We start from the raw sequence: 13,788 nt of genomic DNA on the forward strand, positions 1-13,788 counted from the left end.
TCCGCGGCACGGCTCAGCGGGAGTGGAACCGCTGCTGCGCCTCGAGCAGGCCCTTCTCGACGAGCTGTTCGACCGCGTCGGCGGCGTCGTCGAGCAGGAAGGGCAGCTCCTTGCCCTCGGTGGAGGAGAACGGTTTGAGCACGTACGAGGCTGCGTCCATCCGGCCCGGCGGCCGGCCCACACCCACGCGCACCCGGTAGTAGTCCTTGGTGGACAGGGCCTTGGACATGTCCCGCAGGCCGTTGTGCCCGCCCTCTCCTCCGCCGATCTTGAGCTTCAGGGCGGCAAAGGGAATGTCGATCTCGTCGTGCACGGCGATGACCCGCTCGGCGGGAATGCCGTAGAACTTGGCGAGGCCGGCCACGGGGCCGCCGGAGGTGTTCATATAGGTCATGGGCTTGGCCAGCACCACCCGCGGCCCGCCCGGGCGCAGCCGCGACTCGAGGACCTGGGCACGGACCTTGTGAACCTTGAAGGTCCCGCCGAGACGGGAGGCGAGCTCGTCGAGGACCATCTGCCCCACGTTGTGGCGGGTGCGGGCGTACTCGGGGCCGGGATTTCCCAGCCCCACGACCAGCCATGCGTCGGACATCGGTGCCTCCATCGAAGGTGAGAAGTGTGCTGTCATGCGAAGTGCGGGACGGCCCGGAAGCCGCCCCGCACTCCGGAGGATCAGTCGAGCGGTGAGGCTCAGGCCTCGTTCTCGGGGACGACGTCGCCCTCGGGGGCCTCGGTCTCGCCCGCGGACTCGCCGAGGTCCTGGGCCTGGGGCTCGGAGACGTTGATGACCAGCAGCTCCGGGTCGGAGACCATGGTCACGCCCTCGGGCAGGCGCACGTCGGCGGCGTAGACGTGGTCGCCCACGCCGTGGCCGTCGAGGTTGATGACGACGTCCTCCGGCACGTTCAGGGCGTCGGCCTCGACCGTGAGGGTGTTCTCCTCGACGTTGTGCACGGCGTTGGGCTCGACCTCGCCGATGACGTGGACGGGGATCTCGACCTCGACCTTCTCGCCGCGGCGCACGGCGAGGAGGTCGACGTGCAGGATCTCCGGGCGGGTGGCGTGGCGCTGGATGTCCTTGACCATGACCAGCTCGGTGCCGCCGTCGAGCTGGAGCTCGAGCACGGCGTTGGAGTGGCGCACGGCCAGCATGGTCTCGTGACCGGGGATGATCACGTGCTTGGGCTCGGCGCCGTGGCCGTAGACGACCGCGGGGATCTGATCGTTGTTGCGGATGCGGCGGGCGTAGCCCTTGCCGAAGTCGCTGCGCGTGGTGGCGGGGATGCGGATGGTGTCAACCATGGGAACTCCTCGAAGTCGGGTCTGTCGTCTGAATGGCCAGGCGATACCGGCCGCAGACCCTCCCCCGCGTTCTGGACGCACCGCGGGACGCCCCGAAGGGCGACACACCGCAAGGGGTGGGAACGTTCAACCAGCCGTCGTCGATCACGGGACCCGCACGGGTCCCCTCGCCTTGGCAACCGCACCAGGCTAGCACGGCGGATGGGACCTGGCGGGCCCGGACAGATGGCCCCGGCCCCGGCGCGCAGTCGGCTCAGGCTCCCGCGCTGCGACCCGCTTCCCGCCGGACGGCCTTGGCCGCCAGGAGATAGGCGAGGATCCACGGCTCGACGACATACCGGTGGCCCAGCCGTTTCGGCTGCGTCACGAGCCGGTACGCCCACTCCAGCCCGATGGGCCCGAGCCACCGCGGCGGTGGCTTCTGGATGCCCGCGTACTCGTCGATCCCGCCGCCGACGGCCGCGTAGATCGCCGTGGGCAGCTCTTCCCAGCGCCGGCTCAGGAACTCCTCCTGCAGCGGCATGCCCAGGCCCACGATGACGAAGTCCGGCCGGTACTCCTGGAGGGACCGGACGATGTGGTCCTCGAGCGCGGGGTTCCAGCCCTCCCCCGGCCAGCCCTCGACCTGACCGGCGGGAGCGTCCCGCCGGAGCATGTCCACCGTGCGGGCGTTGCCCGCAGGGGTCGCGCCGACGACGGCGACGCGCCGCACCGGGGTGCGCCGCATCAGGCCGGGCAGCCAGTCCAGGGTGCCGAGGCGGTGCCGCTTGGCGCTGAGCTCGCGCCCGGACCGCCACTTGGCCAGCTTCAGGACGGGGAACCCGTCCGTCAGCACCACGTCGGCCTTCTCGTAGAAGGCACGGAACGTCGGATTGACCTCCCACGTGTAGAGACTGTGCAGGTTGTGGGCGAGGACCGCGGCCTGGCGCCGCTCCTGCCACGTCGCCGAGATCCAGCGGTGCAGCTCCTCGGCGTCCATGGGCGTCACCCGGACACCGCTGACCGGGATCTCGATCGGACCCGTGCTCTGGGCACGGGACTGGTGCTTCAACATGTGTCTTCCCCCTGTGCTGCGCGTCTGCGACGCCTCGCTCCCCCGCCGGGATCCCGTGACCGGGCCGACTTCTTCGCTGGGCGCACCGTCCATGGTGCGGCAGGATCCCCCCGGATCCCGCCGGCGAACCGGCACCCCCTGGCGCACACGTCCCGCATCCACCAGCCCTGGTGACCGGGATCATGCACCTGCATTTACGCTAGCAAAGCCAGTGCCGCGTCATGCCACTCAGGACTGTCCCCAGTTAAGGGCCTGTTTGCATAGATGTGCACTTGTAAAGTCATCGATGGGGGCCGGAACCACGCCGGGGGGGGCGTAGGAGGAGTGTTCCGGCCCCCATCACACTCGGGGGGAGTGACCAACGTGCTCAAGAAGAACATGTCCGTGCGACCTGCCGCCTGGCGGGAGACCCACATCAGGAGCCTGCGCCACGTGGACGCGGCCGCCCTGGCCGCCACGCTGATCCTGACGCAGCTGGTGCGCTTCGGCTTCGAGCAGGAGGCGCTCAGACTGGGTCAGTTCACCATGCCGTACTGGCTGGTGGGCGCCGTGCTGGGTGGGACCTGGTGGGGCTGGCTGGAGCTGCGGGGCGCCCGCGACGTGCGCCTGATCGGCTACGCCGTGGAGGAGAACCGGCAGGTCGTCTCGGCCACACTGGTGCTCTTCGGCGCCCTGGCCATCCTGTCCTACGTGCTCAACGTGCCGATGGCCCGCAGCTACGTGGTGATCGCCCTGCCGCTGGGCACGCTCCTGCTGCTGGCGGGACGAGGCGTGGTCCGGCGGGGGCTGACCCGCCGCCGGCTGGCCGGCGAGGCGATGTCCCGGACCCTGGTGGTCGGGCGCGTGCCGGGGGTCGTGGAGATGCTCAAGTCCCTGCAGCAGAATCCGGCCGCGGGCTTCGACCCGGTGGCGGTCTACGCGCCGTCGTCGTCCCGGATTCTGCCGCACCACCTGGCCCGGGTGCCGATGCCCGAGAACATGCTGCCGGCCGGGGAAGTGCCCAGCGTGGAGGGGATCGTGGCCGCGTGCCGCGCCCACCGGATCGAGACCCTGGTGATGGCCGCGAGCGCCCCGCTGAGCTCGGAGGAGGTCCGGCACCTGAGCTGGTACCTGGCCGACGAGCGCATCCGCCTGGTCCTCGACACCGGGCTCACCGACATCGCCGGCCCGCGCATCCACACCCAGCAGATGGCCGGACTGCCGCTGATCCACGTCTCCACCCCGCGGATGAGCCGGTCCCGGCTGCTGCTCAAGCGCCTCGTCGACCTCGCCGGCGCCGTCACCGCACTGGTGGCCCTCTCCCCCGTCATGCTCGCGCTGGCGATGATCGTCAAGGCGCACGACGGCGGGCCTGTGCTCTTCGCCCAGGAGCGCACCGGCCTGGACGGAACGACCTTCAGGATGCTGAAGTTCCGCTCGATGTACACCGACGCCGAGGAGCGCAAGGCCGAGCTCATGGCCGCCAACGACGCCAAGGGCGGCGTCCTGTTCTTCATGGCCGACGACCCCCGGGTCACGGCACCGGGTCGGTGGATGCGCAAGTACAGCCTCGACGAGCTCCCGCAGTTCCTCAACGTGCTCAAGGGTGAGATGTCCCTGGTGGGCCCGCGCCCGCCGCTGCCCTCCGAGGTCGCCCAGTACGAGGAGCACGTCCACCGCCGGCTACGCGTGAAGCCAGGCATCACCGGCCTGTGGCAGGTCTCGGGCCGCGACGACCTGGACTGGGAGCAGGCCGTGCGCCTGGACCTCTACTACGTGGAGAACTGGTCCCCGGTTCAGGACTTCGTGATCCTGCTCCGCACCGTCAAGGCCGTGGTGGCCAAGGAGGGCGCGCACTGAAAGCCGGACTCAGGCTTGGAGGCTGGGGCCCCCGCGCTCGCCACGGTGAAGTCGGCTCGAACCAGTCGACGAACCGATCGATTCGCATACGTCCCAGTAGTTCCATCCCGTGACGCACCCGGTGCCGGATCTTTACCCGATCTCCGAAACAGCCTCTGACTAGCGGCGTAGTCTCGATCTTGCCTACTCATCGGGGGGAAGAATGAAAAATCTGCGCGGGAGGATCGCCGCCGCCATGATGGCCGGCGCGCTCATGACCGGAGCCTTCGTGGCACCGGCTTCGGCATCGGCAGGCGTTTCGGAGTACAGGTCCGGCGATGCCCCGGCCAGTCTGCAGATCGCTGAGAAGAAGCCTGACAAGAAGTACAAGAAGCACGACCAGTACATCCAGGTCAGCCACTGGAAGTACGACCACAAGTACAAGCAGTGGCATCGCGTGGAGTACTACAAGCACAGCCACCACAACTGGGCCGCGAAGTACGCCGCCGACAAGTGCGACGCGAAGTACAACTGGGCTCACAAGAAGGCCCAGTACGTCGAGAAGCACGATGTGAAGCATTGGTCCGAGGTGTGCAAGTACAAGAAGCACAACACCTGGTACCAGGTCCGGTACGCCGACAACAGGCACTGATCAATCGGTCGCACCCGGGAAATGCCCCGTCGAAGCGCCGGCGGGGCATTCCCATGCACCGTGCACCCAGACGCCGCGGGCGATCCCATTGGGCAGGATGACGCCCCAGGATTATCGACCCCGCCGGCGCGGTCACCGTCCTGGCGGATCTCCCCTACGGAGAGAACTGGTCCCCGGTCCAGGACTTCGTGATTCTGCTGCGCACCGTCAAGGCCGTGGTGACCGAGGAGGGCGCGCACTAACGGTCGTCGGCGACCTCTGCCTCCACCTGGGTTCGTCGGCTCCTCCCCACACCGCCACCACGAGCAGGAAGTACAGTGCGCCGACGAGCACGACGTGGAGTCCCAGCCCGGCCGAGTACAGTCCCCCGGCCAGCAGCAGCAGCGCCACGGCGACGGGGACGACCTTGGGGCCTCAGCCCGGGGCTTGTACAGTCCGCTGGCGTGACCCCCGACACGCCATGGAGGTGCGCGCTGGACAATGGTCCACACGAAAGCACTTCCTGCATAGGGAGTGGGGCGCGGCAATAGACTTTTGTCCGGTCCGATGGGGACCATGTGGGGACAGAAATCCGCCCCCACTAGGGCCGTCGCGTGGATACGATCAATGCACCCACCGATCCGTACCCCTCGACGGACAAGCGAGAATCCGATGCGTACATCCCCCATTTCCACCGACGTCCAGCACTACCTCGAGTCCTGCTCCCCCGCGGGCCTCACCCTCCTGGAGCTCGACATCGTCGAGGACGTCGCCGAGCTCACCCTGGCCTTCACCCCCGAGGCCCTCGACCGCGTGCTGCGCACCCAGCTGCGTACCGCCGGCACCCCGAGCGACTGGGACTGCCCGAAGGCGTCCATGGACGTCGGCACCCCCACCTGGGCCTACGCCCTGGAACTGGCCGGCCTCTTCAACGAGCACTACTTCGGCCATGTGGTCCTCGAGCGCCACGAGGCCGCCCTGCAGGAGATCCTCGCCGCCCACGGTCACGAGGGCACACCCATGGTGATCCGCCCCGCCTACGCCCCCAGCTGCCTGGCGCTGAACCTCCGCCGACTGAAGGCCGAGCACCTCCGCACCGCCGGCCTCACCGGCTCGCACGCTCGCGCCGCTTGAGCCGTACCCCCAAGGGCACCACAGTCCCCCGGTTGGGGGACACGCGACGGCACCGTCCGCGTCGGGGCAGACTTCCCCACCCGACGACGTGACCCCCGTCACCACTAGGCACAATGCCAATCCGCGAGTTCCCGGCACAGTCAAGTGCAAGTGCAAACACCTTTCGTCATAGAACCGGTTTCATTGATTTGCGCCACTAAACTGGTGACAAGTGCAATGCAGCGCGCGGTCCACCGTCTCCCCCACGGGCTGGGAGAAGACAACCCCAGGTGGCCGCGTGCTTTTCGGGGAGGGAGCACCACCATGCTCAAGGTCAACGAGATCAGCCGAGCGGACGACCACCGGCGTCCGCAGCTCAACGCCGCACGCGCCGCCGCCCGCGACGCCGCGTCCCGTTCTGGCTGGCGATCCACCTACCTCACCCGTATGCGCTGGGCCGACGGCCTGGCGCTGATCGTCACCCTCATCGGCGCTCACCTGCTCAGGTTCCAGCTGGAGAACGCCGGCCTCGACCTCGGCCCCCTGTCGGTCCCCTACTGGATCGTGGGCATCGCTCTGGCCCTGACCTGGTGGATGCACCTGGGCGCCCGCGGCGCCCGGGACGTCCGTCTCATCGGCCACGGCCTTGAGGAAACCCGCCAGGTGGTGCACTCGAGCCTCATCCTCTTCGGCGCGATCGCCATCATTTCGTTCGGCTTCGACCTCCCCACGGCCCGCAGCTACGTCCTGCTGGCCCTCCCCCTCGGCCTGGGATTCCTGATCCTCGGCCGCTTTCTGGTGCGAGATCGACTCGTCAAGGCCCGGTACAAGGGTGAGGCACTCTCCAAGACCATGGTGGTGGGACGGCTGGCCGGCACGTGCGACCTCATCAAGTCCCTGCGCCAGCACCCGACCTCGGGGCTCGACGCGGCCGCCGTCTACGTCCCCGAGACCCGCAAGCCGATCCCAGCCGAGCTGCAGCGCATGAGCCTCCCGCCCAACGCGCTCGCCCCGGGTGCGCGCCCCACCGTGGAGGGCATTGTCGACGCCTGCCACGAGCGCGACATCGAGACCGTGGTCCTGTCCTCCAACGTCCCCCTGGGCACCACTGAGATCCGCCACCTCAGCTGGCAGCTCGCCGACGCCCACATCCGCCTGGTCATGGACACCGGCCTCACCGACATCGCGGGCCCCCGCATCCACATGCAGCAGGTGGCCGGCCTCCCCCTCATCCACGTGGCAACCCCCAAGCTGAGCCGTAGCCGCGCCATGACCAAGCGCCTCATGGACATCCTCGGCTCCGGGGCCGCCCTCCTAGTCCTCTCCCCCGTCCTGATCACCCTCACGCTGGTCGTCAAAACGCACGACAAGGGCCCCGCCTTCTTCGCCCAGGAACGCATCGGCCAGGACGGCAGCCGCTTCAAGATGCTGAAGTTCCGCAGCATGCGCACCGACGCCGAGCAGGTGCTGCAGCGCCTCAAGGAGCAGAACGAAGGCGCCGGCCTGCTCTTCAAGATGAAGGACGACCCCCGTGTCACGAGCCCGGGCCAGTGGATGCGCCGCTACAGTCTGGACGAGCTCCCCCAGTTCCTCAACGTCCTCAAGGGCGAGATGTCACTAGTAGGTCCCCGCCCACCGCTCCCCGCGGAGGTGGAACAGTACGAGGACTACGTCCACCGCCGGCTGCGCGTGAAGCCCGGAATCACCGGCCTCTGGCAGGTATCCGGACGCTCGAACCTCGATTGGGAGCAGTCGGTGCGCCTGGACCTCTACTACGTGGAGAACTGGTCTCCGGTGCAGGATGTCTTGATACTCGGCCGGACGATTAAGGCGGTCGTGGCCAAAGAAGGCGCGTATTAGATTTAGACGGTATTAGATAACTGTGAGGAGTTTCCTTCGTAGCCCTCAGCCTGCCGTTTAATCTCTGATGCTGGTGAGCCACGCGGATGTGATGCGGGGCCTGGCGTCAAGGCGGCCACCGCGTGATCCTTGGACGTTGCGAGGCTTCAAGGGAGCGGCGGTGGCCGCAATGAGCAGTATGGTTCTCAGTCCTGGCGTTATCCAGGCCCCGATGACGGTGCGGACTGATCTGCCGCACCAGTTCCGCGGCGGTCGGTATCGGTGCCTGATCCGACGCGCGGATGAGCTGTTGGCACTGCCCCGACTTACGTTGACTCAAGGAAACCCGGGCAGTCCCGAGATCAGCGAGGAGTATAGGCCCTCCCGACGCAGGTACGCCCCGCCATGCCGCTCCTGGCAGGCCTGCTCCTAGGCAGCCAAATGGGCCAGCTTCTGAGCCAGGGTGAACCATCGGAGCCGGGACGGGCCCCCTGCACGGGGCTGGGAACTGCTCATTCCCCCATTATCGGCGACCGCCAACCATGATGACGGAAACGTGGAACTGCTCATGGTGGTCGATCCTGAACTCGCCCTGCGTCATGCGGACTTGCTGTGAACCACTGGACTCAACTCACCAGGACACGCAGGGAGTGGTCAGCGACCGCCAATATCGTGGGGGCCCCGCCGTCATTAGCGGAACCACACGGGTGGGGAATTTCGGTGGGCAGGACCGGGGAGTTTCACCTGGGAGTCATTAAGGGGTCAGCTTGAAGTGTTCAGCCTGACCGCAGGTAGGTTCTTCGATTTGTACTGATAGGGACTGTGGTAGGGCCGGGCCGGCAAAAGCAGCCATACCGCGTACCGCCAGAGCGTGTAGGCGGCCAAGAGCGCCAGAGAGTAGTAGAGCATCCGGACGCTGGACCGCAGGTTGTACTGAATCACGTAGAGCAGGAACAGTGCCGTGAGCCCTATGTGTGCGAAGGCGATGAGCTGGTGCCCCCGGGAAGTCAGAACTTGCAGGTGTCGGTCGAGCAGAGATAGATATAGCCCAACTAAGAGGAAGAACACGACGAGGGTAAGCGTCCCGTGGTGGAGTAGCTCGCCCACACCGGGTGTAGGCGTGAAGGCGTTAAGTCGCATCGATTGTGCGATGTCGTACCAGCCGGCGCTTTCACCGGGCCGCGGGTCCAAGGACGTGATCAGCGCCTCCGATGGCAACCGTGTGGTCACGGCGGTGCCGATGAGCGGAACGCTGATGAGTACCGTCTTCGCTGCAGTGCCAAGTCCCAGGTCGGAACCGAGGTAGTCACCGAGCGAGTTCAAATAGGGGAATAGGCCGTGGGTGTCCAATGTCCGCCAGTACAACGGAAGTGGAACAAGGAGCAGAGCGCCCAACACTCCTAGTGCTAGTAACCGGCCGGATATTTTGTCGTGGCGAGCGACGTAATACCCGATAGCCAGCAACACCGGGATAGCTGCAAAGCGCCGAGATCCGGTCGATATCATGAGTGTGGTGAACATCAGGACATTTAATAACACCAGCAGCCAAGTGAGACTGCGCTGAGTGTGGAGCAGATACCCGCAAATCGCCATCGATACAATGCCCGCGAGCGAAAGGGCCCCACCAAAACCTCCAGCGCTTCCCTCAGCGAGATAGGACCTTCGTTCCAGCAAACTGTCAAGACCTCGAGTCGCGATGAGCATCATGGTGGGAACCGCTGTGGCGAGCACGAGCAGCGCGCGGATCCGGGGGCGCATGTGCAGGTTTCCAATGCGGAGCCGCCCTGTCGGTTGCTTGACCCACGGCATGACGGCCAGAGCTCCGGTGCTTGTCGCGAAGCTTGCATAAATCAGCGCCCAGAAGCCGGTCGTGATCCGTTCTGGATCCGCTGGCATCCGGATGCCAGCCGCGTGGGGGACGTCCTCTAGCGCGGGGTAAAGAAAATAGCCAGCGACGGCGACAATCAAGAGGCCACCCGAGACTAGCAACACGGGCGACACCAAGGACCTACCCATAAACTTCACCGCCAGGGCGAACGTCGCCACGGCTGCCACCAGTACCGCTGTTCGCGGGAACTCCAATACGGCGGCCATAAGTACAATGCTGGCGACGAGGAACCAGGGAAGCAGGCCCCGGCCGCCGCGATCGGGCAAGAGCCTGGAGACTGCTTGGTCTAAGGCGGAGGCGTTGGCAGTGCTTCGCATTCGCTCGGGTTACCTTTCACCGATGTTGGGAGAGCTCAAGACGACGCCTGTCGGATCGGTCGTTTGGGTCGCTAAAGATGAAGATTCGCGACGACGGGCTCGTAGGACAGACCAGGTTCGCAGGACCCACCAAAGCGCTCCGAGGTAGCCGACGGAAAAAACAACAGCTACGTAAGCATTCGGGATAGTCACCTGCGCTGCAAAGAGGTTGATGATGATGTTGCCTGCGGTGAAGGAGACAAGCGCGGATCCACCGAATGGCCCTGGCCGAGAGCGGTCAAGCAACCTGGTGTGGAGCTCCACCCGTCGGGCCAGCGTCAACCAGACGACCACACTAAATAACCCGAACAAGAAGTAACCGGGGTGATTCTCTGGGCGGAAGTCACTCAGGAACCCGCGGACTGCACCGACCGGTCCGGCCACCAGCACGACCGTCAGAAGCCCAACTGTGCAGGCAACCGCGATGATACTAACGGTCCATCTCGCCTCCGGTGAAGACGGCGCCTTGATCCATTGGCCGATCGCCATTCCGGTGACCACCAGCGGCAACGCATGCAGCACACTCGGTCCAAAAAGGTCTCCGATGCCGAGAAGGCGAGACATCAGAAAGACGAGGTCCTCAGATGCCCCTTGCGGCGGTGAGAGCAAGGCGGCAACAGGCCACCAGAGCAAGGTGATAGCGAGGGTCGGCAGTATTCCAAACCGTTGCCGCAGAGGCAGCAAAGCAAGGACCAGCACCATGGCAATGGTGTAGAAAATGTAAATATTGCCATTCAGAATTGACCCCGTGAATAGCAACCCAGAGACAACACCTGGGGCGGTCATCGACCCGCCCACTAGAGCCGCAAGACCAATGAGCGCGGCAGCCCAATAACACTTGAGAGCACGAATCAACACACGTCGCACCACCGTGCTGGGATCGGAGATCCAGCGCCTCGTGTAGGCAAACTCGATAGACGCTCCGAAGAGCACGATGAATGTGGGAGTAGCTGTCCGTGTTGCCGCCCGGAGCACCGTGAGCCAGTCGGCTTGGTCGTCGATCGCTTCCCAGCCTTCGACCGCGAGAAGGCAATGAGAGAAAAGGGCCAGCCCGATGGCGAGGCCACGGACCCAGTCCACATAATGGATGCGACGGGCTTGGGTTGTGACTACGGGGGGATTCACCCGTCGAATCTAACCAATACGGCCCACACCTTTCGCCCTGACACGGGCCGCTTCGGTAATGTGACGCCCCTGACGATCCGCATCCAATGAGACTTGCGGCCATGAGCGCCGGAGTAGGTCAGTCAGGGCTATCTAGTGGCCCGTCCTTGAAGTGATTGGTTGGTTGGCTTTCTTGAGGATCTCGGCGCTGGTCTTGGTCCAGACGAAGGGGTGACAGCGGTCGTTCCAACCGGTGACGAACGCCCGAATTTTCTCGTTCAGCTCGGGTGCCGAGGCGGCATCGGCTCGGTGCAGGGCCTGGCGTTCGGCGATGCCGAACCACACCTCGACCAGGTTCAGCCACGAGGCCGAGGTCGGGATGAAGTGCACCTGGAATTGGGGGTTGCCTGCCAGCCACGCTTTCACCTCGGGGGTCGTGTGCACGGCGTAGTTGTCCATCACCAGGTGCAACGGCGCCTCCGGGTAGGCCCGGGCGACCTGGTTGAGAAAGGCCAGGAGCTCCTGGCGCCCGAGCCGCGGTTCGCAGGCGGCGGTGACGTGACCGGTGGCGATCTCCAACGCTGCGAACACGGTGGAGGTCCCGTGGCGGATGTAGTCGTGGGTGCGGTCCGCCGGCTTCCCGGGCTGCTTCGGCAGTTCCGGGGAGGTACGCTCGAGCGCTTGGATCTCGGACTTCTCGTCCACGCAGAGCACGATCGCGTTCTCCGGTGGTGCCAGGTAGAGGCCGACGACGTCGACGACCTTGGCCACCAGTTCGGGGTCGGTGAGAATTTGAAGGTGTCTTCTCGACAGCGGTGAACCCCGTACTCCCGTCAGGCCTTGGCCACAGTGGTGTGATCAATGCCCAGCCGGGACGCCAGCAGCCGGGAGGACCAGTGCGTGACGCCGAGTTTTTTTCGGCGAGGGTCGCAGGGTGGCGGCCACGATCGCCCGGTGATCGATCCGCCGGGGCCGCCCGGATCGGTCGTGGTCGGCCAGCCCGGCGATGCCGGCCTGTTCGTAGCGGGCCAGCCAGGCGATCACGGTGTTGCGTGTCGTGCCGACCTTCTGCGCGATCTCGGTGTTGGAGATACCCTCGGCGGCCAGCAGCACGATCCGCCCCCCGCTGGGCCAAACCGGCGCGCACCAAGGTGGAGCGCACCAGCCTCTGCAGCGACTCCCGGTCGCCCTCGCGTAACAGCAGCGGGGCCGCAGGATGATTTGCCATCATCCATGATCCCACCGCGCCAACTGATGAGGAACCTGCCCCCCTCGGCACTAGGACCTTCCCTTTTGGTGCTTGGCGGCAATCAGCCAGAAGCTCCTCTTGGCCTTCCCAACTGCCCGCTTAGCATAAGATGGTTTGCTCCAGCGATCATAAGCCGCAATAAGGGGAATCATTCCCTTCAAGTAATGCTCCAAATTGCCCGCCTCTTTCGCAGTCTGGAACAGGCCAAAGCTCGCCGCCGAAAGCTGCCGACGCTGACGAATTACCCCCAGCCGCTGACGAGTGATGCCGGCATACCCTGGTATAACTCTTTTTCGAGGGACCCACCGACCAGACTTGATGTCGTCCATCAATCGCGCACGGAGTCCAAGACGTCGGTGACGATAATTGCCTGCCTGTGCCTTCGCAACTGCGTCAACCTCGAGCGGTTCAACCTCCAATAACCCCGAAGTAAAACCGTTCGAAATTATTTCGTCAATGACTTCGTTGCGCGTCACTACGATGTTATGACCGCGCCAGTCTGCCTCATACTTAGGCAACCAAGCATCCGCGAAAACCACGTCCGCCGTCTCTGCATAGATGTCGTCACAGAAGTTACAGGCATTAGGCTGAAACACCGAATGGCCCCAGCTACCGCCGACCAGTTCCATGGGGGACGAAGTCTTGTAGTTGTCTTCTCCAATGGCTCGAACACCGAACTGGTAGCCTCTCGAACCGGCTTTCGGATTCTTGATCCGGAAGTCGACCTGACCAATGGCATCCGGCTCAACACCCAATTGCCAAGCCATGGATTCAGCATATGCGGAGGACTTCAAGTGCCCGCAGACCAGGCCTAGGTAGTAGATGATCTGCTCTTGCAAAGTGGCATCTATTTCGGCCAGCGAACGAACGGCCTTGACGAAACACGGAATGCCGACGAAAGCGTAGCGGCGCCCGTCCCCACGTATACTTTCCAGAACCTCCGCAAAAGAGACAGAATAGTACATGGACTTCCGGTGGGTGATAATTTCATCGACCGTGGTAGAGACGCGGTACTCGAAAAGCTTGTCGCCCGCGGCGCCACCCACGTGGATGACACCGTCCACGAGGCCTTCTTCGAGAAGTCGTTGCGCAACCCAACTCGTCATGCCGCCGGAGCTGCTTCCCTCAACTCTCTCCTGTTCGACGACCCTCGCTGCCATAGTGCTCCTGTACATACCGATTCGCTCGTCCTTAGCCAGCGCAGGGTCGAAAAGTCGTGCCGCCATGGCCGTCTCGTCTTCCGATTCATCAGCCCAAGGGCAAACTTGACTGGCGATGGCCAAGGAGTCAGGTTCCATGCCGTGGACGTCGGCCTGAAACAGACCAATCTCATTGAAAAATACCTTCGCGCCTCCACCTGTGGAAACGCCGCAACCGCCGCATCCGATGCAGCAGTCATTCGCAACGACCTTTGATATCGACTCAGTCATCGTC

10 protein-coding genes and 1 pseudogene are annotated in these 13,788 nt (G+C 64.9%); 4 read left to right on the forward strand and 7 right to left on the reverse strand.

Translation table 11 applies throughout. The features are described 5' to 3' along the window. Window positions 1–13: 13 nt before the first annotated feature. The 3 genes from pth to Q0817_RS00660 all read right to left on the reverse strand — a co-directional run bounded on the left by pth (window position 14) and on the right by Q0817_RS00660 (window position 2,356). Window positions 14–592: an aminoacyl-tRNA hydrolase gene (gene pth, locus Q0817_RS00650; RefSeq protein ID WP_298582701.1), complete on the reverse strand. Its 579-nt coding sequence runs from the start codon at window positions 590–592 to the stop codon at window positions 14–16. 98 nt (window positions 593–690) lie between these two features. Beyond that, on the reverse strand, window positions 691–1,302 hold the full coding sequence (locus Q0817_RS00655; RefSeq protein WP_298582704.1) for a 50S ribosomal protein L25/general stress protein Ctc: 612 nt from the start codon (window positions 1,300–1,302) through the stop codon (window positions 691–693). A 253-nt stretch (window positions 1,303–1,555) separates the two neighbouring features. Next, window positions 1,556–2,356 (reverse strand): WecB/TagA/CpsF family glycosyltransferase, encoded by an 801-nt coding sequence (locus tag Q0817_RS00660; RefSeq protein WP_298582707.1) that lies wholly within the window; start codon window positions 2,354–2,356, stop codon window positions 1,556–1,558. Window positions 2,357–2,710: 354 nt separating this feature from the next. On the opposite strand from Q0817_RS00660, the gene Q0817_RS00665 reads away from it, so the two are divergent. The 4 genes from Q0817_RS00665 (at window position 2,711) to Q0817_RS00680 (ending at window position 7,778) form a co-directional block, all read left to right on the forward strand. Next, window positions 2,711–4,195: a sugar transferase gene (locus Q0817_RS00665; RefSeq protein WP_298582710.1), complete on the forward strand. Its 1,485-nt coding sequence runs from the start codon at window positions 2,711–2,713 to the stop codon at window positions 4,193–4,195. 202 nt (window positions 4,196–4,397) lie between these two features. Beyond that, window positions 4,398–4,826 carry a hypothetical protein gene (locus tag Q0817_RS00670; protein ID WP_298582713.1) on the forward strand — a complete coding sequence of 143 codons (429 nt, stop codon included), beginning with the start codon at window positions 4,398–4,400 and terminating at the stop codon, window positions 4,824–4,826. Window positions 4,827–5,477: 651 nt separating this feature from the next. Further along, entirely contained in the window at window positions 5,478–5,939 is a 462-nt protein-coding gene (locus Q0817_RS00675; protein WP_298582716.1) for a hypothetical protein, read from the forward strand. 303 nt (window positions 5,940–6,242) lie between these two features. Beyond that, on the forward strand, window positions 6,243–7,778 hold the full coding sequence (locus tag Q0817_RS00680) for a sugar transferase (RefSeq protein ID WP_298582719.1): 1,536 nt from the start codon (window positions 6,243–6,245) through the stop codon (window positions 7,776–7,778). 741 nt (window positions 7,779–8,519) lie between these two features. Here the strand turns inward: Q0817_RS00680 and Q0817_RS00685 are convergent. The 4 genes and pseudogenes from Q0817_RS00685 to Q0817_RS00700 form a co-directional block, all read right to left on the reverse strand. After that, a complete protein-coding gene (locus tag Q0817_RS00685) occupies window positions 8,520–9,962 on the reverse strand; it encodes a hypothetical protein (protein WP_298582721.1) in 1,443 nt (480 codons plus the stop codon). A 9-nt stretch (window positions 9,963–9,971) separates the two neighbouring features. Continuing rightward, window positions 9,972–11,081 (reverse strand): acyltransferase family protein, encoded by a 1,110-nt coding sequence (locus tag Q0817_RS00690; protein WP_298582723.1) that lies wholly within the window; start codon window positions 11,079–11,081, stop codon window positions 9,972–9,974. 177 nt (window positions 11,082–11,258) lie between these two features. Then, a pseudogene (locus tag Q0817_RS00695) lies at window positions 11,259–12,333 on the reverse strand (IS630 family transposase). A 50-nt stretch (window positions 12,334–12,383) separates the two neighbouring features. Continuing rightward, window positions 12,384–13,784: a Coenzyme F420 hydrogenase/dehydrogenase, beta subunit C-terminal domain gene (locus Q0817_RS00700; protein ID WP_298582726.1), complete on the reverse strand. Its 1,401-nt coding sequence runs from the start codon at window positions 13,782–13,784 to the stop codon at window positions 12,384–12,386. Window positions 13,785–13,788: the final 4 nt, after the last annotated feature.

The organism is uncultured Kocuria sp., from assembly GCF_947500125.1.
In the GTDB taxonomy this organism is placed as follows: domain Bacteria; phylum Actinomycetota; class Actinomycetes; order Actinomycetales; family Micrococcaceae; genus Kocuria.